Source organism: Methylophilus sp. Leaf416, assembly GCF_001424665.1.
GTDB lineage: Bacteria > Pseudomonadota > Gammaproteobacteria > Burkholderiales > Methylophilaceae > Methylophilus.
Genome location: NZ_LMQS01000005.1, coordinates 184,793 through 204,720 on the forward strand (window position 1 = coordinate 184,793; position 19,928 = coordinate 204,720).

Below are 19,928 nucleotides of genomic sequence, written 5' to 3' on the forward strand. Positions count from 1 at the left end.
AGTTTTATAAATGACAAAAACTGCTAATCCACTCAGGAGATTGAAATGAGCTCAACCCCATCTATTCGCCCACCTGTTCCGCCGTTCACACGCGAAACAGCCATTGAAAAGGTGCGGCTGGCTGAAGATGGTTGGAATTCAAGGGACGCAGCCAAAGTTGCCATGGCATATTCTTTGGATACGCAATGGAGAAACCGGGCAGAATTTGTAAAGGGCCGCGACCAGGCGCAGGCATTTCTTGAGCGTAAATGGAACAAAGAGCTGGAGTACCGCCTGATCAAGGAGTTGTGGGCTTTTACTGAAAACCGCATTGCGGTTCGCTACGCCTATGAGTCGAAAGATGACTCGGGAAACTGGTTTCGCTCTTACGGTAATGAAAACTGGGAGTTCGGGCCGGACGGACTGATGATCAATCGTTTTTCATCTATCAATGATTTACCGATTAAAGAGAGTGAACGGTTATTCCGCTGGCCTCTGGGTCGACGCCCGGATGACCATCCTGGCTTGAGTGAGTTAGGTCTTTAAGCAAATTAGAGATTTAAAAAAACCGGCAAAAACTAATTTGCCGGTTTTGTTTTATAAAAGGTAAATACCAACCATCATTACCTGCCTTCAGATATTTTCTTCAAATTATCTAGGCCAGATCTATAAACCACAGTCATGGTTTTAATCGCATCATCATCGGTCTGGTTAGCGACTGGCTTATCCGAAAGGTCTTTGCGTTTAAAGTCACCACTCCAGGACACTTTGGATTTTGTTGCAGAGATCGCTTTCACACTAATGGTTGAGCGATAGTTACTGACTGGCAACACGCCATCCAGGATTTTATAGCTAAAGGTTTTTTGCGCCGGGCTGAAGGTCAGCAACTCTTCTTTTACCTGGCTGTTATCTTGTAATGTCAGCAAGCGGATGGCGCCAGGAAGGTTAGGCGTACCACTTAAAATATGCGTAGTCTTGATGGCTGGGTGCCACAAGCCCAAGTCGCCAAAGTTGCTGACATTTGCCCAGACTGTATCTGCGTTAGCATTAATTTCCACTGACTCATCCAGTTTCAGTGTCTCTGCTGCTGCATGGCTAGCCGCCGGAATAAATCCGGCCATCAATACCAACGACGTGAATAAAGCCCTCATTCATTTCTCCTTTTAAATTATTCTGATTTATTGATTGATAAATTGATTATCTATCCATGAGAGACTGTTTTAGAGAATAAATTCATAATAAGTACGCCAGCCAGGATAAAACCTATGCCGACGATGGCTGCAGTATCAAGTTTTTGTCCATAAAATACCCAGCCAACAATGGCAAGCAGCACAATGCCCAGACCTGCCCATATTGCGTAAGTGATCCCGATTGGAATGACTTTGAGCGTCAGTGACAGGAAGTAAAACGATAGCCCATAGCCAATGACCACCGCCATTGAAGGTAATAGTCTGGTAAAGCCTTCGCTGGCTTTCAGGCTTGATGTGGCCGTAATTTCGGAAATGATTGCGATTGCTAGATAAAGCCAGTACTTCATAGGGGTTCTCCGGAAAAGCTTGTATGGATGGGGCGTGCTTAAGTCAAATGTTAGATAGTGATTGCGTGGGTAAAGACAAGCTTAGATAAAGCAAATATCCCATCAATCAAAATTAAACGTAAATTGCTCTGAGGCTTTACTTGCCTGGACACCAGGCCGTTCAAGGCCGCTGGCTTTTACACCAAGCAAACGTATCGTGCGATTAAGATCTATGCGCTTTAAACATTTGCCCGCAGCCCGGCGTATCGATTGTGCATCTGCGATCGGTTTGGGTAGCGTCAGGTCACGGGTGACTGTTTTAAAATCATCGAAACGCAGCTTGAGGCCTATCTTGCGGCAGACATAGCCTTTACGTTGCAGGTCATCCGCGACACGCTCACACAAATGGGTAAAGCTTGCACTCAAAGTTTGCTTGTCGCGCACTGCATGCAGGTTTTGTTCAAAGGTTGTTTCGCGGCTCATGGAAACCGGCTCGCTCTCGGTTACGACCGGCCGGTCATCCAGCCCGCGAGAGACGCGATAGAGCCATTTACCGTAACTTTGTCCAAAATGTGAGATCAGCCAGGCTTCATGCAGTGTGGCAATCTCACCAATCGTGTGGATTCCCAGTGACTCAAGCTTGGCGCTGGCTTTAGGGCCTATGCCATTGATTTTGCGTGCCGGCATGGGCCATATACGGGAAGGCAGATCGTCCATGCTGATAATGGTGATGCCATCCGGTTTTTGGATATCGGAACAAAGTTTGGCTAATAACTTATTGGGCGCAATGCCGACAGAGCAAGTGAGGCTGGTGGCCTCCAATACGGCCGCCTTTAGCCTTTTTGCGATAGTCAGGGAATCCTCATCCAGCATGGTGATATCCACATAGACTTCATCAATGCCAATATCTTGAATGACCGGGCTGATCGACTGTATAGCCTCTTTAAATAGCCTTGAATAGCGACGATATAAATTAAAATTGACAGGCAGGATAATCGCATCTGGCGCCAGTTTGGCAGCACGCATGGTAGGCATGGCAGAATGCAAGCCCAGCGCGCGGGCTTCGTAAGTGGCAGTGGTTAACACGCCACGGCCGACATAATCCCGCAGTCGCGAGAAAATATGCGTGCCATCATCATTCAATTTAGGGGTATCCGAAGCGCGTCCGCCTACCACTACCGGCAAACCGCGGAGTTCCGGATATTGTGATAATTCGCAGGAAGCAAAAAATGCGTCCATATCGATATGCGCAATCCGGCGTGAATTTGCATCGCTCATGCTTAGCTGTAAAAAACTGAAATCATTCGAGCGAATTGTAGCGTTTTTAAAACCGGTTTAATGTAGGAATATTGAATTAAAACTAATTCGCGATGAGCAAATATTTCAAAAAATATGAATGAAATAAAAAAACTTGCGAATGACGAAACAGAAGTGATGTTGTCGAATTTCTACCTGTAGTAAAACGGTAGATATTGGAAAGAGTGTTAAACTGACATTATGTTGTCTCAACACAGTCAGAATAAATTTTATGCGGGTAGTTTTTTTGGGTAGCTTAAAACAAAAAAATCCTAAGTTATTACTAACAAAGGATTATTTTATTCTTTATGGTGCCCAAGAGAGGACTCGAACCTCCACGTCGTTAAACACTAATACCTGAAACTAGCGCGTCTACCAATTCCGCCACCTGGGCTAAAGAAGCTGTGCATTTTAAAGGAAGAATTAATATTGTCAACAAGAAAAACTAAAACGCCTCTGCGGGCAAATGACCCGCAGGCGCAACGCGAAGCCGAGTTATATCAAACACCGTTACCAAGCCGTGAGCTGGTTCTGCAGCTTCTTTCCGATCAGGGTGTTCCCCTCAGTGCAGACCAGATATACCTGTTGCTAGACATCAGCCATGATGAGCGCGATAACTTTAACCGCCGCCTGGGCGCGATGGAGCGTGATGGTCAGTTAATGCGCAATCGTAAAAACGCGTTTTGCCTGCCGGACAAGATACATTTAATCGCCGGCACTATTTTCGGCCATACCGATGGTTTTGGTTTTTTAGTACCGGATGACAAGACCAAGCATCCTGAGGATATTTTCCTGGGCCCGAAAGAAATGACCATGGTGATGCACGGTGACCGCGCCATGGTGAGGCTGGCCGGGCTGGATAGAAGAGGCCGCCCGGAGGGCAAGCTGGTTGAAGTGCTGGAACGAGCCAACAAGACGCTTGTAGGCCGCGTTATTCGCGCACAGGGTGTGACGATTGTGGCAGCAGAAGACAAGCGTATCAGCCAGGATATCCTGATTCCTTACCATCTGGATATGGATGCGCAGGTAGGTCAGGTGGTGACCATTGAGTTAACCGAATATCCTTCCTCACACTCACGGCCTATGGGTAAAGTGGTGGAGATTTTGGGTAACTATGCCGATAGCGGTATGGAAATCGAGATTGCCTTACGCAAGCACCATTTGCCGCATCAATTCAATCCGGCAGCCATCAAACAGGCTGAGGACTTTCCAAGAACGGTCCAGCCCAAGGATTACAAAGGCCGCAAGGATTTACGTGATCTAGCGCTGATTACCATTGATGGTGAAACGGCGCGTGACTTTGACGATGCCGTATTTGCCGAGCCGCAAGGCAAAGGCTGGCGACTGGTGGTGGCGATTGCTGATGTCAGTTTTTACGTGCAGCCTGGCGATGCCCTGGATAAAGAGGCGTTTGACCGCGGTAACTCTGTGTACTTTCCACGCCGCGTGATTCCGATGTTGCCGGAAGCCTTATCGAATGGCTTGTGCTCGCTGAACCCTGAGGTTGAGCGTTTGTGTATGGTCTGTGATATGCAGATTGATGGGCAGGGCGTGGTCAAACAATACCAATTCTATCCTTCAGTGATGCTGTCCAAAGCACGCATGACCTATACCAAGGTATCTGCGTTGCTGCACGAGGAAGATCCGGCGCTGACCGCAGAATACCAATGGCTGCTACCGCATTTGAATAATCTGAATGGCGTGTTCAAGTTAATGCTGACGCAACGTGAAAAACGCGGCGCGGTCGAGTTTGAATCCACCGAGACCATGATGGTATTCAATGAAAACGGCAAGATAGACAAGATTGTGCCCGTGGTGCGTAACGACGCGCACAAGCTGATTGAAGAATGCATGCTGGCTGCCAACGTCTGTGCTGCAGATTTCCTGCTCAAGAACGAACAGACTTGCCTCTATCGTATCCATGAAGGCCCGACGCCGGAAAAATTGGAAGCCCTGCGCCTGTTTATGGGCGAGTTCGGTTTTGGCGTAGGCGGTGGTGAAAAGCCGCAGGCCAAGGATTACGCGAAACTGATGCAGCGCATTAAATCGCGTCCTGATGCGCAATTATTGCAAACCGTGATGCTGCGTTCCATGCAGCAAGCAGTCTACAGCCCGGACAATGTCGGCCATTTCGGCCTGGCTTACGATGCGTATACGCACTTTACTTCACCTATCCGTCGTTATCCGGATTTACTGGTACACCGCGCAATCAAGGCAGTTGTAGAAGGCAAGCGTTACCAGGCCAAAGACTGGCATCAACTCGGCACCCATTGCTCGATGACTGAACGCAGGGCCGATGATGCGACACGTGATGTCACCAACTGGCTGAAATGCTTTTACATGCAGGACAAAGTCGGCGAAGTGTTTGCCGGCACCGTGGCTGGCGTGACCAGTTTCGGCCTGTTTGTAGCGCTGGATGAAGTCTATGTCGAAGGCTTGCTGCATGTGACAGACCTTGGAAACGATTACTTTATCCATGACAAAGCCCGCCATGAAATGGTAGGCGAGCGTACCGGTGTTCGTTATCGCCTTGGCGACCGGCTGACTGTGAAAGTCGTGCGTGTAGACCTGGAAACCGCCCGCATCGACTTTACCCTGGCAGGGAAAGGCGACGCTTCCGATGCGGGCGCAGAAACTGAGACAGTTTCAGAAGCCGGAACATCCAGCCCAAGAAGATCGCAGGTAACAGAGGCTCGGGCCAGACCTGCAAGCCCCTATAACGCTGGTAAAACGGGTAAAGCGACAGGTAATAAAGCGTCATCCAAAGCCAGAGCAGCAACAACATCAGCAAGCTCAGGCAAAGAGGGCGCTGGCAAACCACGTACGGCAAAAGAAAAAAACCGTCGCTCGGTGCAAAAAAATAAAGGCAAACCCAAGGCGAAAGCCCGATAATATCGCCTGTGCACATTTCGCAAGGTTGTTTCTTATGCGTGCAACCTTGCGATATTCAAACCAGCCCGTGCTTGAACTAATCTGCGCGGCGTTTGGCGTTTGAAATCAGAATTAAATTAATTAGGAGTAACTATGTCAGAAGCCCGCATTCTGTTTGGTTTTCATGCGGTGTTGAGTCGCATGCGTCAGCATGGCAGCAGCATTCAGGAAATTATCATTGATCAAGACCGGGTAGATGCGCGTATGCGTGACCTGCTGGAGATGGCCAAGTCACAGAATATTCGCGTGATCCAGTCCGAGCGTAACCGCCTGGACGGATTTATCGGTGCACATGGCCGCCACCAGGGTGTGATCGCCAGGGTGATTGAAACGCCCATGCCTTATAAGGATATCCACGATATCCTCGAATCAGACCTGGATGAGCCACCTTTCTTTTTAATCCTGGATGGTGTGCAGGATCCGCATAACCTGGGTGCCTGTTTGCGTGTTGCAGATGCCATGGGCGTACATGCGATTATTGCGCCTAAAGACCGTTCAGTCGGCTTAAATGGCACGGTACGTAAAGTCGCCAGTGGCGCCGCTGAAACAGTGCCGTTTATTTCAGTCACCAATCTTGCGCGCACCATGCGTGAGCTCAAAGAAGCGGGCGTGCATGTAGTCGGCACCACTATGGATGCACCAAGTGAACTGCATAACACCAAATTTGAAGGGCCGATTGCCCTGGTGATGGGGGCTGAAGGCGATGGCTTGCGCCGCCTGACCCAAGAAACCTGTGACTCACTGATTACTATCCCTATGTTTGGCTCAGTGCAAAGTATGAATGTCAGTGTCGCCAGTGGCATTGCTTTGTATGAAGTCCGCCGTCAACGCGTGTTGGCCAATCCCCAGAAATAAGCTTCAGATTCATGATTACTTTAACTGGCCTTTGGCAGCAGTTACGCCGGCAGTCTCGGCGTTTGTGGTTGGGCCAGTGGCTGGCATTTTGCGGTGCCGCAGTCGCGGTGCCCATCCCGTTGATGATGCCACTGCTGGTCGATGAAGTCCTGTTAAATCAACCTGGTAAACTCACCCAGACTCTTTCCCAGTGGCTCCCGCCAACATGGATGGGGCCTATCGCTATTATAGCCTGTGTGACGCTGTTCACTATTTGTTTACGTCTTGGCAGTGTATTGCTCGGTGTGGCTACCACCCGCATTTTTGTCAGTTTATCCAAGCAGGTCACATTAGGCGTTCGGCAAACGCTGCTCGACAAGTTGTCACGCATCCGCATGCAGGTATATGAAAGCCTGGGGGCAGGGCAAATCACCGCGCGCCTGCTGACGGATATTGAAACACTGGATAAATTCCTCGGTGAGACCATTGCCAAAGTGCTGGTTGCCGTATTGAGTGTGATTGGTGTCGCTGTGGTTTTACTATGGATGCACTGGCAACTGGCCTTGATTATTCTGCTGCTTAACCCTTTTGTCATTGCGCTGACCATGGTGCTGGGTAAAAAGGTCAAGTTATGGAAACAGCGCGAAAATAATGCGTTTGAAGTGTTGTCGCAATCAGTCAGCGAGACGCTGGAAGTGATGCAACAGCTTCGCGCCAGCAATAGTGATAAACGCTTCCTCGAACAAGCCAAGCAAGCCGCGGAAGCGGTCAGGGAAGCCGCTACCGCTTCCGGCTGGAAATCAGATGCTTTATCCCGCTTGTCATTTGGAGTATTCCTGTTTGGCTTCGAGATTTTCCGTGCCGTCGCCATGTTGATGGTGGTGTTTTCGGATTTGTCAGTCGGCCAAATGATCGCCGTGTTCGGCTATTTATGGTTCATGATGGGGCCGGTACAGGAACTGCTCAATGTGCAATTTTCCTACTATGCAGCCAAAGCGGCTCTGAGCAGGATTAACCAGGTACTGGAAGCAGATGAAGAGCCGCATTATCCGGCAGCAGTAAAAGGTTTCACTGACCAACAGCCCGCCGCCATTACGCTAAAACAGGTGACGTTCGCCTATGGGGAGGGTGACCCGATACTTGATCAGGTCAGCCTGGATATTGCGCCGGGGGAGCAGGTCGCCCTGGTTGGAGTTTCCGGTGCAGGAAAGTCTACCCTGGTGCAATTGCTACTCGGCTTGTATGCGCCTAACCATGGACAGATTTTGTTTAATGGAAAATCGATAGAGCAATTAGGCTATGCGCAGGTGCGTGAGCATGTGGGTGTAGTACTGCAACATCCCATGTTATTCAATGATAGCGTGCGGCAAAACCTTTCCATGCAACAGGCTTATTCTGATGATGAGTTATGGCAGGTACTTGAAGTAGCCCAGTTGGCGCAATTTGTCCGTGATTTGCCAGAGCGGCTGGATTCGCAACTTGGACGTAGTGGCGTGCGCTTGTCAGGTGGACAGCGACAGCGGCTGGCGATTGCGCGCATGATGCTCAAGCAGCCGCAAGTTGTTATCCTCGATGAAGCGACGTCTATGCTGGATACACACACTGAAGCCATGCTACATGCGGCTATGCATGTGTTCTTGCGTGGCCGTACCACGATTACCATCGCACATCGTTTGTCCGCCGTGAAAGAAGCTGATCGTGTACTGGTGTTTGATGCTGGCCGTATTATTGAAGAAGGCCAGCATGCGACATTGGTTAACCAGGCGGGTAGTGTTTACCAGCGCTTGTATGGTCAGCAAACAGCCTGATTCATGCAAACAGGCTTGCCCGGATTGAAAGGCCAGGCCTTACTGTCGTTCATTATTACGTTAAGCGAAACAGTGTATTGATTTCCCGCTAGTTTTTCTTAAATTCTTATCCGGTTACATTGAGTCATCCCGAATTTCTTCGGTTATCGACCTCAATGACAAAGGATAAATGATGAACTACACAAAATTTAAAATTGCTGTGCAAATTCCAGTATTACTGGCTGCGCTAATGACTTCATCAGTTTTGCCAGTGTATCAGGCAACGGCGGCAGAAACATCAACGCAAGCTATCCAGAATGAAACGGCTGTTTCATATCACACGGTATTCGTCGATGGCGTGAAAGTATTCTACCGCGAAGCAGGGCCTAAAAATGCGCCTACAATCCTGCTTTTGCATGGCTTTCCAACCTCGTCACATATGTTCCGCAATCTTATACCGCAACTAGCTGACCGTTATCACGTCATCGCGCCTGATTATCCCGGCTATGGTCAAAGCGATCAGCCAGCCATGGATAAGTTCAGTTATAGCTTCGACAACCTGGCTGCAGTAGTAGACAAATTGACCACCAAGATCGGTTTAAGCAACTATACCCTCTATGTACAGGATTATGGCGCACCTATCGGTTACCGCCTGGCTGCTGCACACCCGGAAAAAATCACTGCAATCGTTGTGCAAAACGGTAATGCATATCAAGAGGGGATAGATAATCCGTTCTGGGAGCCGATCAAAGCCTACTGGAAAGATAAAACAGAAGCTAATGCAGCCAAGCTGCGCCCGCTGCTGGAAATTGGCGCTACCAAATGGCAATACACGGAGGGCTTTCGTGACCCGGCTAGGCATGTGAGCCCTGATACATGGGTAATAGACCAGGCCTACCTTGATCGCCCTGGAAACAAGGATATTCAAGTTGAGATGTTCTATAGCTACGGGACGAATCCTCCGCTTTACCCGGCATGGCAAGCGTATTTCCGTAAACATCAACCACCCATGTTGATAGTCTGGGGTAAGAACGACAAAATCTTTCCGGCTGCCGGGGCAACGCCTTACCTGCGTGATCTACCTAATGCTGAATTGCACCTGCTCGATAGCGGTCACTTTGCTCTGGAAGAGGATGGCGAGGAAATCGGCAAGTTAATGCACAATTTCCTTGATCGTAAAGTCAAACGCTAAAAATGCAATGAGCGGAAAATATTAATTATTTTCCGCTCATTGTTTGGATTCTAGATAAAGGGGGAAGCGACCAGTCTGCGCTTAGTGACTGACTATCCTGGATACATAATTTTTGTCATAAGCTTTTTCACCCTGGTCATTGAGCACATGGGTGATTTCCCCGGTTCCGCCTAGCGACACACTGGTTATGTGATCAAAGTGAATGTCCGGGCCGGTTGGCGCTTCAATCGCACTATGCAGTTTGACGCTGGTATTCACATCAAAGAAGCAGTAAATCCCCATGCCGATGGCTTTGTGGTGTTTGACATGGTCAGCGACTTTATAAGAAGCATAACCGTTGGTGCTGCCGTTCATCCAGCCTTGCTGGTTGGGCACATCATAAGGCGCTTCACTTTGGTAAAAATAGACTTCGCCATTCTCACCATTCCACAAGGTTTGATAGTTGTGGAAGTGCTCAACAAACAAGCCGTACATGGTGACGTCATCACCATTCACGATAATGCCATGCTTGGTTTTATTTGTTTGCCAACCTATGCCATTGCCGTGGTCGCCGCGCCACACCCATAAGTTATCGCCTATGACATGGTTGCTGTTCACAATCACACTATGTGTGGCATTGCCGACGCTGGCACCCCCAACCCTGAAAAATACGTCATGCAAGGTGCTCGGGTTTTGCGCATGGCTGACAGCCGTTTTCTTGTCGCCCAACTGTAGCAATATGTCAGAATTCTTTTCACCGGCATCAAATAGTACGCCGCTGACTTTGACGCCATCCACATCGGCCACTGTCATTGCGATATTGCCAGAAGTAGGCAACAGGGTGGCGATGCCTAATCCCAGCACTACCGTATTCGGTTTTTTTATTTGGATTGGGGCATCTAGTTTGTAAATGCCTGGTGTCAGCAATAAATGTTTGCCCGTGCCCAATGCGGCATTGATGGTTTTGGCGGTATCTTTATTGGCTTTGGCAATATAAAACTTGTTTAACGGCAGGCTTTTACCTGCTACGCGTTTGTCTTGCCAGCTGACTCCCTGAGTGTCTTTTCGCAATGCCGGAATAAAGACACTGTAATGGCCCACGCTATCAATATTTAAAAATGGTTTTTCACTCACCCGCGGCGTGCGCACAACCACAGTATAAGGCGGTGTAGGCCAGTTGTTGGCTTCGGGCGCATTTTTTACGCCTACGAAAACCATGTTCCAGTTTTGGTTAGTCCAGCTGCCCAGGGTGGAGTTGCGGGTAAACCATTGTTGCTGGGTACCGGAATTGATCTCCTGATCAACCAGGCTGTCTGCCATAAATCCGCCACTCGACCAGCCGCCATTGTCATCCAGCAACATATTGCCGCGCACATGGATGCGGCGTAAAGGGGATGCCTGTGAAACCGCCCATTGCATGGTGCCGTTATCAGGCGTCACTGAAAGGTTTTCTACACTGCGCCAGAAGTTTTGCGTGGCATCACCGCCATGCCAGGAGGCTTCCACCTGGATACCGCCTTGCAGCATGACATCATCGGGAAACTGCCCCAGACCTAATAGCTGGGTATAAAACCCTAACCTGACTTTGTTATGGTAAACGCCAGGCTTGAACAATACCGCATAGCGCTCAGGGCCGAACTGGTTAGCTTCCTGCTGTTTGAATATGGCATCCAGTTTGTTCTGGATATCACTCGAGGGCATGGAAGGATCCATGATAATGACGTTCTCACCGAAATCTGGTGTTTGTGAAGGCGTATTTTGCGCTTCTGTTGCCTGGCAGCCAGCTAGCACCAGGCTGGCAAATAACGCAGAGGTCTTTGCACAAAGAGGCAGGTTGAAGGCTGGAAAATTTGAATGAGACAATGAAAAATAAGGCATCAACAAATGGGCTTTCATTTTTAAGTATTTGTAGGCTGGACCATGACATTGGCTATGAAATTCAATTTTTCTTATCATCCGTAAGCAGCTCATGACTTCAAATAAGTGAGTTTTGTTTGAAAAATCAATAGCCTATGGCGCAAGCTTTAATGTGCTCAATGTATCTCGCCGAACACGGCCAAGCAGGTTTGCATCCTCAATCAGCGATTCTCCGTAAGAGGGAATCAGTGCTTTCAATGTGTCTTGCCAGGCTGGCGTTTGCATACGGTCGCCAAAACAGCGTTCGAGTACATCCAGCATGGCTTTGACACTCACTGATGCGCCTGGCGATGCGCCTAGCAATGCTGCCAGGCTGCCATCGGCAGAAGCCACAATTTCAGTACCAAACTCCAGCTTACCCCAGTGTTGATGGCAGCGTTTGATGATCTGTACCCGCTGGCCGGCATGCGCCAGCTTCCAGTCATGGCTATTCGCTTCCGGCAAAAATACGCGTAGTGCATTCATACGTTTTTCGTGGCCCTGGAATACTTCTTTAATCAGGTATTTTGTCAGGTCTACATTGTGCCGGCATACACCCAGCAGGCTTTTGATATTCTTGAATTTGACCGATTTGGCCAGGTCTAAGCGTGAGCCTTGCTTGAGGAAGCGGGTAGTGAAACCTGCATAAGGGCCAAATAGCAGTGCCGGTTTTCCGTGGATCATGCGTGTATCCAGATGCGGAACAGACATCGGTGGCGCGCCAACTGCAGCCTGGCTGTAGACCTTGGCATGGTGTTTATTGATCAGTGCAGAATTATTGCAGATCAGCCATTGTCCGCTGACCGGAAAGCCGCCATAGCCCTGCGCTTCAGGGATGCCGGATTGCTGCAAGAGCGGCAATGCGCCGCCGCCAGCACCCAGGAAAACAAACGAGGCGTCATACGATTGCGTTTGCCCTGAAGTTAAGTGCTGAATGTGCACCTGCCACGCACTTTGTTCTTTAAGGTGCTGCTGCTTCAGTTTGCTGACGCGCGATTGGGTCAGCAAGGTGAAATTAGGACGTGTTTTTAAATACGCGACCAGTTGCCTCGTTAAAGCACCGAAGTTGACATCAGAGCCATGTCCGACATGGGTGGCAGACATATGATCTGCTTGCCTGCGGCCAGCCATCATCAGTGGCATCCATTCATTAAGTTTTTTTTCCTGGTTGCTCCATTGCATTTCAGCAAATAGCGGATGCGCTTTGAGCAGGGCGTGACGTTGCCGCAAAAACGCGCTGCTTTGTTCTCCCCATACTGCGCTCAGGTGTGGCACGCGCTGTATAAAATCATCGGCGTTCAATACGCCTTCTTTCACCAGGGTTGACCAGCATTGCAGCGACACTTCAAACGCTGCATTGATTTCAAGCGCGCGGCGAATCTCAATGTCACCATTTTTGGTTTTTGGAGTGTAATTCAGCTCACAATAACCGGCATGGCCGGTACCCGCATTGTTCAGGGCGTCCGAGCTTTCCAGGGCTACATCTTCCAACTGTTCCACCATGCAAATCTTTAGTGCAGGGTCCAGACGATGCAGAAGAATAGCCAGGGTAGCGCTCATAATGCCGCCGCCAACAAGCAATACATCGATATGGTTTGTTGCCATGGTGTGTGAGTTCCTCATAGGGAGGCGCTTGAGTTTCAAACGCACAATCATAATGCCGTCGCGCATTATAAATCGAAAAAGTCCAGCCATCATCTGCGAAATCGGTTTGGCAGGGCTGCATCAGGCTTGCCAACTTGTCAAATCAAGACTTTTGCGGTAATCTCCAGCATTCGCCAAACTGTGATTTCACAACAAAAAATGCCTGTATTAAAGGGCGGGTGAAATGACCGGAATTTGCGTCTTATTTGCTTTTAATAGGGCATGCAATATTCACTATAAACATGGCTACATACAAGGGGGAAAGTATGAAAAATCCATTGGAATCTGTCGCAGGTACTATCATTTCAGGGTTGTTATTAACTCTGGCACTGGTGTTTTTCCTTAAGAACTTTATCGCGGTCGGAGGCTAAACCATGGAACTGGTACCGGCTCTGGCACGATGGATACATTTCCTGGCAGGCATTACCTGGATAGGTCTGCTGTATTATTTTAACCTGGTGCAGATGGCTGCCTTGAAAGACGCGGCGGCGGATGGCACGGCTGCTGGCATCAGCAAACATGTGGCACCCAGGGCATTGCTCTGGTTCCGCTGGTCTGCCGTGGTGACCTGGCTGGCTGGTGCTGCTTTGCTGGGCGCGCATATGGGTGATGCTTTCATGCTGCGCAATGGTTTTGAAGTGATTGGTGTGGGTGCATGGTTAGGCACCATCATGCTGATCAATGTCTGGGTATTTATCTGGCCGAACCAGAAAAAGATTTTAGGTATAGTGCCTGCTAATGATTCAGCCAAGAATAAAGCGCGACGTGTAGCTATGCTGGCATCACGTACAAACATGATGCTCTCCTTGCCGATGTTGTTTTTTATGGCTAATGGATTGAGTCATAGGGCAGTATTAGGATTTTAGAAGGTTCAAGACGTTTACGGCGGCTTGAGCCGCCGTTTTGTTTTTTGAAAAAGGGTTTGAAATGCATTCCGAACATTTAATGAACACCTATGGCAGGCAGCCGGTAACGTTTGTCAAAGGCGAAGGTGTCTGGTTGACAGACACCGCCGGTGATCGCTACCTCGACGCGCTGTCTGGCGTGGCTGTGAATGGTCTTGGTCATGCACACCCGAAATTTACCGCCGCACTCAATGCGCAAGTCGCCCGTTTGATCCATGTCTCCAATATTTATCAGATCGCCGAGCAGTCAGCACTGGCAGATAAGCTGGCTGAAATTTCCGGCATGGATAAGATCTTTTTCTGTAACTCAGGTTGCGAAGCGAACGAAGCTGCGATCAAGCTGGCGCGTTTGTATGGGCACAACAAGGGTATAGATCATCCTGAAATTATCGTGATGGACCATAGCTTCCACGGCAGGACCATGGCGACTTTGTCTGCTACCGGTAACCGCAAGGTGCAAGCAGGTTTTGAACCTTTGGTCAGTGGCTTTTTGCGTGTGCCGTTTGATGACCTGGAAGCCATCAAAACCATCGCTTCACATAAAAACAATGTGGTGGCTATCCTGGTGGAGCCGATTCAGGGTGAAGGTGGCGTGCATATTCCCGCCAGCCTGAAAACCTACTTTCAGGGCTTACGCGAGATCTGTGATGCGAATGGCTGGTTGCTGATGCTGGATGAAGTACAGTCCGGTATTGCCAGAACAGGCACCTGGTTCGCTTTCCAGCATACGGGGATTGTGCCTGACGTGATGACACTGGCTAAAGGCCTGGGTTCTGGCGTGCCAATTGGCGCTTGTGTAGCGCGTGGTGCAGCGGCTGATACTTTTAGCCCGGGCAAGCACGGTTCAACGTTTGGTGGCAACCCACTGGCAACTGCCGCCGGGCTGGCGACGCTGAATATTATCGCCGAAGAAAACCTGCGCGAAAACGCAGAGACTGTAGGTAATTACATTAACCAGTTGCTCACTGATGCATTAAAAGGCCAGAAAGGCATCGTCCAGATACGTAATGCCGGCATGATGATAGGTGTTGAGCTGGATAGGCCTTGTGCCGAGCTGGTTAAACAGGGCTTGGCGGCAAAGATATTGATTAACGTGACTTCTGAAAAAGTCATCCGCTTGCTGCCATCACTGGTCATGACCAAGCAAGAGGCCGAAGAGTTAGTTAATAGACTCGCTCCCCTGATTTTGAATTTTTTAAAGGCAAGCGCGTGAAGTAACTGGCGCTGAAATATCATGAGTATCAAACACTTTTTGCAATTTAACGATTTAGCGCGTGATGAGATAGAGCATATTTTTGCGCGCGCCAAATGGATTAAATCCCAGTTCAAAAATTACAAACAATACTGGCCATTAGTGGATAGAACGCTGGTCATGATTTTTGAAAAAGCCAGCACGCGTACGCGTCTGTCGTTTGAAGCAGGTATGCAGCAACTGGGCGGTTCAGCCATTTACCTGAATACACGCGACTCTCAGTTGGGCCGTGGCGAACCGGTGGAAGATGCGGCGCAAGTGATTTCACGTATGAGCGATATCGTCATGATCCGAACTTTTGAGCAAAGCATCATCGAGCGCTTTGCCCAGAACTCACGTGTGCCGGTGATTAATGGTTTGACCAATGAATATCACCCTTGCCAAATACTGGCGGATATTTTTACATTCATTGAGCACCGTGGTTCTATCCAGGGCAAAACTGTGACCTGGATCGGGGACAGCAACAATGTTTGCAATACCTGGCTGCAAGCCGCTGAAGTACTGGATTTCAACGTGCATGTGTCAACACCTCCAGGCTACGAAGTCGAGTTTGAGCGTGCCAATCTTTACGGCACTGACCATTTCGAGTCGTTTGCTGACCCGATGGAAGCGGCACGTGACGCTGACCTGGTAACGACCGATGTCTGGACCAGCATGGGTTTTGAAGCTGAAAATGAAGAGCGCCGTAAAGACTTTGCCGACTGGCAAGTCGATGCCGACATGATGCGCGTAGCGAAAGCGGATGCATTGTTTATGCATTGCCTGCCTGCCCATCGTGGTGAGGAGGTTTCTGCAGAAGTGATTGATGGTTCACAAAGCGTGGTCTGGGATGAAGCTGAAAACAGGTTGCACACGCAGAAGGCACTCATGGAGTACCTTCTGCTGGGAAAAATTCTTTAAGCGCTAGCTTAAGATTTGCAAGCTGTTTCGGCGCGAGCTAATCTTTAGGTTAAGCTTGGCGGCCATAGTGTTAACAGGCGGCATACCAAAAAAGCGTTGATGGAATATTTATTATTGGGAAAAGTGGCTTGATAAAACAAGCCTGATGATTTCAGTTTGGGATTTATTTAAATGAGCGATATTAAAAAAGCGGTATTGGCCTACTCCGGCGGGTTGGATACTTCCGTGATCTTGAAGTGGTTGCAAGACACCTATCAATGTGAAGTGGTGACATTTACTGCTGATCTGGGCCAGGGTGAAGAGCTGGAACCGGCGCGCGAGAAAGCGCAAAAGTTTGGCGTCAAGGAAATCTACATTGATGACCTGCGCGAAGAGTTTGTGCGTGACTTCGTGTTTCCTATGTTCCGTGCCAATACTGTATATGAAGGCGAATACCTGCTGGGTACGTCTATCGCACGTCCATTGATTGCAAAGCGCCTGATTGAAATCGCTAATGAAACCAAAGCCGATGCCATTTCACATGGTGCGACCGGTAAAGGTAACGATCAGGTGCGTTTTGAACTGGGTGCTTATGCGCTTAACCCGAATATCCAGATCATCGCCCCGTGGCGTGAATGGGATTTGTTGTCCCGCGAAAAACTGCTGGCTTACGCCGAAAAACATGGCATCCCGGTTGAAATGAAGCATAAGCAAGGCGGCAGTCCATATTCTATGGATGCTAATTTGCTGCATATTTCTTACGAAGGCCGTCACCTGGAAGACCCTTCTGCCGAAGCCGAGGAAGATATGTGGCGCTGGACAGTGTCGCCTGAGAAAGCGCCTGATGGCGCTGAATACCTGGATATCGAATTCAAGAACGGCGATATCGTAGCCCTGAATGGCAAAGCCTTGAAAGCGCATGAAATCCTGGCAGAACTTAACCGTATTGGTGGCAAACACGGCATTGGCCGCCTGGATCTGGTGGAAAACCGTTATGTCGGTATGAAGTCACGTGGCTGCTATGAAACCCCTGGCGGTACCATCATCCTCAAGGCACACCGTGCGATTGAAAGCATCACACTGGACCGCGAAGTCGCGCACCTGAAAGATGATTTAATGCCACGCTACGCCAGCCTGATCTACAACGGTTACTGGTGGAGCCCGGAGCGTCTTGCGCTGCAAACATTAATCGACCACACGCAAGCGACAGTCAATGGCTGGGTGCGCGTGAAGCTGTATAAAGGCAATGTGATTGTGGTAGGCCGTGACAGTAAAACAGATTCGCTGTTTGACTCTACTATTGCTACCTTTGAGGATGACAAAGGCGCCTACGACCAGAAAGATGCCGGCGGCTTTATCAAGCTGAATGCTTTGCGTATGCGTATTGCAGCGAATTTGCATAACCGCAAAAAATGACCGCAAACAAATAATCCTTATGTCCAGGCAACGTGTGATTGCTTATGATTCAACCCTGCGCGATGGAGCACAAGCGCAGGGTGTTTCATTTTCAGTCGAGGATAAACTCAAAATCGTGCAACGCCTGGACAAGTTAGGCATAGGCTACATCGAAGCCGGCAACCCCGGTTCCAACCCAAAAGATTTAGAGTTTTTCGCACGCGTCGGCGAGCTGAATTTACAACACGCCAAGATCATTGCGTTTGGCAGCACGCGCCGAATTGGGATTACAGCTGCCGAAGATAAAAACCTGCAGTCCCTGTTATCAGCCAATACCCAAGCGGTCGCTATTTTTGGCAAGAGTTGGGATTACCAGGTGACCGATATCCTGCGTACCACGCTGGAGGAAAACCTGGCGATGATAGGCGACACGATTGCCTTTCTCAAAGCGCAAAATAAAGAGATTGTGTTCGATGCCGAGCACTTCTACGATGGCTACAAAGCAAATCCCGAGTACGCATTGAATACCTTGCAGGCAGCGGCTGATGCCGGTGCGAATGTGTTGGCATTGTGCGATACCAATGGCGGGACATTTCCCAACGAGATTTTTGAAATCACCCAAACAGTTGTTACGCGTTTCCCCAGTTTAGAAATCGGTATTCATTGCCATAATGATTGCGAGATGGCAGTGGCAAATTCTGTCGCTGCGGTGCAAGCAGGTGCAGTGCAGGTACAAGGCACCATCAATGGCATAGGTGAGCGTTGTGGCAATGCCAATCTGGTGTCCATCATTCCAAACGTGCAGCTGAAACTAGGGCGTGAATGCATTTCTTCAGCCCAGCTGGCTGAACTTACAGCCGCTGCGCGCTTTGTAAGCGAAGTCGCAAACGTCACTTTTAATGATAAAGCACCCTATGTCGGCCACGATGCTTTTTCTCACAAAGGCGGTATGCACATTGATGCTGTGAATAAAAACCCCAAGTCTTATGAGCATGTCAGCCCGCATATGGTCGGCAATGAACGCCATATTCTGGTGTCTGAGGTGGCAGGGCGCGGGGCGATCCTGAATAAACTGCAACAGATAGATCCGACCCTGACCAAAGAGTCTGATGAGGCTATCCAGATACTTGAACACCTGAAAGCACTGGAGCATGAAGGCTACCAGTTTGAGAGTGCAGAAAGCTCATTTGATTTGCTGATGCAAAAGCTGCTGGGTAAGTTTCAACCGTTTTTCAGGTTGAAACAATATAGTGTGTACATTCATGAACCATCGATAAATGGCATCAACTCTTCTGCTACCGTGCATATTTATGTAGATAACCAGGAAGCGGAAGTGACCGCTTATGGTGATGGGCCGGTGTATGCACTGGATAAGGCGATGCGCAAAGCACTGGAACCTTTTTACCCCATCATCAAAGACATCAAACTGATAGATTATAAAGTACGTGTGCTGGATTCGAACCTGGCCACGGCGGCTAAAGTGCGGGTCATGATCGAATCTACTGACCAGCAGACCAACTGGACCACGATAGGCGTCTCATCAGACATTCTCGAAGCTTCGTGGTTGGCATTAAAAGATGCGATTGAATACAAGCTTTTCAAGACGAAAAAGGTGTAATTGCATTCATTGTTAGGTGGGTTGCAGTAACACCAGTTTAAGTTGCTCCTGTTCAACCAGTCTCAATGTCACTTGCTGAAACTGGATCAATCCTAAATCAGGATGCTGAAATTCACGTTTTCCGCCTTGTCTTTCCAGCACATCATGCTGTTTCCAGAAGCGGTCAAATTCAGCGCTGCTGGTACTGAGTTCATCCACCAGCTGTTTCACTTCCGGTTCTTCCAACCGCGAACGGCAATCGGCCCTGAATTCGGCGACAAGGCGGCGACTACGCATCTCCCAGTTAACAACAAATTGCCTGGCGGCAGGATTGGCGAACACAAACCGCAGCAGGTTAGGGTGCTGACCTTCGGGCCATTGAATATCCAGCAATCCGCTAAACAGGTTGGTAGCGGCCTGATTCCAGGCCAGGATATCCCACGTGCGACCCATGATGTAAGCGGGAACCTGTATCTGATTTAAGATACCCACTAATGTTTCAGGGGCGGTATCGACTTCGCTCTGATGCGCCTGCGGATCACGCCGGTCGGCCATATCAAATAAATAACTGCGCTCGGTTTTGCTGAGTTTTAAAGCAGTCGCTAGTCTGTCCAAGGCTTCTGACGACACATTGATTTCGCGTGCCTGTTCAATCCAGGTATACCAGGTGGCACTGATGCCCGCCAATTGCGCGACTTCTTCACGACGCAGGCCTTGTGTGCGGCGGCGAGAGCCTGAGGGAAAACCGAATTCTTCAGGACTGCCGCGCTGGCGCATAGCTTGCAGAAATTCAGCCAGTTCCTGACGTCTTGTATCCATTTGATTTTATTATCCTATTAGTGTCAA

16 protein-coding genes and 1 tRNA gene are annotated in these 19,928 nt (G+C 49.2%); 10 read left to right on the forward strand and 7 right to left on the reverse strand.

Annotation, left to right across the window (positions count from 1 at the left end):
* Positions 1-45 precede the first annotated feature (45 nt).
* Positions 46-525: a nuclear transport factor 2 family protein gene (locus ASG34_RS13005; RefSeq protein ID WP_055831204.1), complete on the forward strand. Its 480-nt coding sequence runs from the start codon at positions 46-48 to the stop codon at positions 523-525.
* A 77-nt stretch (positions 526-602) separates the two neighbouring features.
* Here the strand turns inward: ASG34_RS13005 and ASG34_RS13010 are convergent, their stop codons facing one another.
* The 4 genes from ASG34_RS13010 to ASG34_RS13025 form a co-directional block, all read right to left on the reverse strand.
* A complete protein-coding gene (locus tag ASG34_RS13010; RefSeq protein WP_055831205.1) occupies positions 603-1,130 on the reverse strand; it encodes an SRPBCC family protein in 528 nt (175 codons plus the stop codon).
* Positions 1,131-1,180: 50 nt separating this feature from the next.
* A complete protein-coding gene (locus ASG34_RS13015) occupies positions 1,181-1,516 on the reverse strand; it encodes a DMT family transporter (protein WP_055831206.1) in 336 nt (111 codons plus the stop codon).
* A 102-nt stretch (positions 1,517-1,618) separates the two neighbouring features.
* Complete coding sequence (gene dinB, locus ASG34_RS13020) at positions 1,619-2,773, reverse strand: DNA polymerase IV (protein ID WP_055831208.1); 1,155 nt, start codon at positions 2,771-2,773, stop codon at positions 1,619-1,621.
* A 327-nt stretch (positions 2,774-3,100) separates the two neighbouring features.
* Positions 3,101-3,185, reverse strand: a tRNA-Leu gene (locus ASG34_RS13025).
* 35 nt (positions 3,186-3,220) lie between these two features.
* On the opposite strand from ASG34_RS13025, the gene rnr reads away from it, so the two are divergent.
* The 4 genes from rnr (at position 3,221) to ASG34_RS13045 (ending at position 9,535) form a co-directional block, all read left to right on the forward strand.
* Complete coding sequence (gene rnr / locus ASG34_RS13030; protein WP_055831213.1) at positions 3,221-5,683, forward strand: ribonuclease R; 2,463 nt, start codon at positions 3,221-3,223, stop codon at positions 5,681-5,683.
* Positions 5,684-5,815: 132 nt separating this feature from the next.
* The gene (rlmB, locus tag ASG34_RS13035) at positions 5,816-6,577 is read left to right on the forward strand and encodes a 23S rRNA (guanosine(2251)-2'-O)-methyltransferase RlmB (protein WP_055831215.1); all 762 of its coding nucleotides are present in this window, start codon (positions 5,816-5,818) and stop codon (positions 6,575-6,577) included.
* Positions 6,578-6,588: 11 nt separating this feature from the next.
* Positions 6,589-8,364: an ABC transporter ATP-binding protein gene (locus tag ASG34_RS13040; protein WP_055831218.1), complete on the forward strand. Its 1,776-nt coding sequence runs from the start codon at positions 6,589-6,591 to the stop codon at positions 8,362-8,364.
* 169 nt (positions 8,365-8,533) lie between these two features.
* Entirely contained in the window at positions 8,534-9,535 is a 1,002-nt protein-coding gene (locus ASG34_RS13045; RefSeq protein ID WP_055831220.1) for an alpha/beta fold hydrolase, read from the forward strand.
* 81 nt (positions 9,536-9,616) lie between these two features.
* Here ASG34_RS13045 and ASG34_RS13050 read toward each other — a convergent pair whose 3' ends face one another.
* Both ASG34_RS13050 and mqo read right to left on the reverse strand, forming a co-directional pair.
* A complete protein-coding gene (locus tag ASG34_RS13050) occupies positions 9,617-11,410 on the reverse strand; it encodes an adenylyl cyclase (RefSeq protein ID WP_235559809.1) in 1,794 nt (597 codons plus the stop codon).
* 114 nt (positions 11,411-11,524) lie between these two features.
* A complete protein-coding gene (gene mqo, locus ASG34_RS13055; RefSeq protein WP_055831222.1) occupies positions 11,525-13,081 on the reverse strand; it encodes a malate dehydrogenase (quinone) in 1,557 nt (518 codons plus the stop codon).
* Positions 13,082-13,428: 347 nt separating this feature from the next.
* On the opposite strand from mqo, the gene ASG34_RS13060 reads away from it, so the two are divergent.
* From ASG34_RS13060 to cimA, 5 genes are all read left to right on the forward strand, one after another.
* Positions 13,429-13,920 carry a urate hydroxylase PuuD gene (locus ASG34_RS13060; protein WP_055831224.1) on the forward strand — a complete coding sequence of 164 codons (492 nt, stop codon included), beginning with the start codon at positions 13,429-13,431 and terminating at the stop codon, positions 13,918-13,920.
* 61 nt (positions 13,921-13,981) lie between these two features.
* On the forward strand, positions 13,982-15,172 hold the full coding sequence (locus ASG34_RS13065) for an aspartate aminotransferase family protein (protein WP_055831472.1): 1,191 nt from the start codon (positions 13,982-13,984) through the stop codon (positions 15,170-15,172).
* Between the two features lie 21 nt (positions 15,173-15,193).
* Complete coding sequence (gene argF / locus ASG34_RS13070; protein WP_055831226.1) at positions 15,194-16,111, forward strand: ornithine carbamoyltransferase; 918 nt, start codon at positions 15,194-15,196, stop codon at positions 16,109-16,111.
* A gap of 171 nt (positions 16,112-16,282) precedes the next feature.
* A complete protein-coding gene (locus ASG34_RS13075; RefSeq protein ID WP_055831228.1) occupies positions 16,283-17,506 on the forward strand; it encodes an argininosuccinate synthase in 1,224 nt (407 codons plus the stop codon).
* Between the two features lie 19 nt (positions 17,507-17,525).
* Complete coding sequence (gene cimA / locus ASG34_RS13080) at positions 17,526-19,103, forward strand: citramalate synthase (RefSeq protein WP_055831231.1); 1,578 nt, start codon at positions 17,526-17,528, stop codon at positions 19,101-19,103.
* A 12-nt stretch (positions 19,104-19,115) separates the two neighbouring features.
* On the opposite strand, the gene ASG34_RS13085 is transcribed toward cimA, so the two are convergent.
* A complete protein-coding gene (locus ASG34_RS13085) occupies positions 19,116-19,901 on the reverse strand; it encodes a helix-turn-helix transcriptional regulator (protein WP_055831233.1) in 786 nt (261 codons plus the stop codon).
* Between the last annotated feature and the right edge of the window lie 27 nt (positions 19,902-19,928).

What these genes read in the sequence shown, in the direction of transcription:
- ASG34_RS13005 (WP_055831204.1), top strand. Translation starts at nt 46, where the DNA reads ATGAGCTCAACCCCATCTATTCGCCCACCTGTTCCGCCGTTCACACGC.
- ASG34_RS13060 (WP_055831224.1), top strand. Translation starts at nt 13,429, where the DNA reads ATGGAACTGGTACCGGCTCTGGCACGATGGATACATTTCCTGGCAGGC.
- ASG34_RS13065 (WP_055831472.1), top strand. Translation starts at nt 13,982, where the DNA reads ATGCATTCCGAACATTTAATGAACACCTATGGCAGGCAGCCGGTAACG.
- ASG34_RS13075 (WP_055831228.1), top strand. Translation starts at nt 16,283, where the DNA reads ATGAGCGATATTAAAAAAGCGGTATTGGCCTACTCCGGCGGGTTGGAT.
- ASG34_RS13085 (WP_055831233.1), bottom strand. Translation starts at nt 19,901, where the DNA reads ATGGATACAAGACGTCAGGAACTGGCTGAATTTCTGCAAGCTATGCGC.
- ASG34_RS13045 (WP_055831220.1), top strand. Translation starts at nt 8,534, where the DNA reads ATGATGAACTACACAAAATTTAAAATTGCTGTGCAAATTCCAGTATTA.
- ASG34_RS13010 (WP_055831205.1), bottom strand. Translation starts at nt 1,130, where the DNA reads ATGAGGGCTTTATTCACGTCGTTGGTATTGATGGCCGGATTTATTCCG.
- ASG34_RS13015 (WP_055831206.1), bottom strand. Translation starts at nt 1,516, where the DNA reads ATGAAGTACTGGCTTTATCTAGCAATCGCAATCATTTCCGAAATTACG.
- mqo (WP_055831222.1), bottom strand. Translation starts at nt 13,081, where the DNA reads ATGCGCGACGGCATTATGATTGTGCGTTTGAAACTCAAGCGCCTCCCT.
- rlmB (WP_055831215.1), top strand. Translation starts at nt 5,816, where the DNA reads ATGTCAGAAGCCCGCATTCTGTTTGGTTTTCATGCGGTGTTGAGTCGC.
- cimA (WP_055831231.1), top strand. Translation starts at nt 17,526, where the DNA reads ATGTCCAGGCAACGTGTGATTGCTTATGATTCAACCCTGCGCGATGGA.
- ASG34_RS13040 (WP_055831218.1), top strand. Translation starts at nt 6,589, where the DNA reads ATGATTACTTTAACTGGCCTTTGGCAGCAGTTACGCCGGCAGTCTCGG.
- argF (WP_055831226.1), top strand. Translation starts at nt 15,194, where the DNA reads ATGAGTATCAAACACTTTTTGCAATTTAACGATTTAGCGCGTGATGAG.
- dinB (WP_055831208.1), bottom strand. Translation starts at nt 2,773, where the DNA reads ATGAGCGATGCAAATTCACGCCGGATTGCGCATATCGATATGGACGCA.
- ASG34_RS13050 (WP_235559809.1), bottom strand. Translation starts at nt 11,410, where the DNA reads ATGAAAGCCCATTTGTTGATGCCTTATTTTTCATTGTCTCATTCAAAT.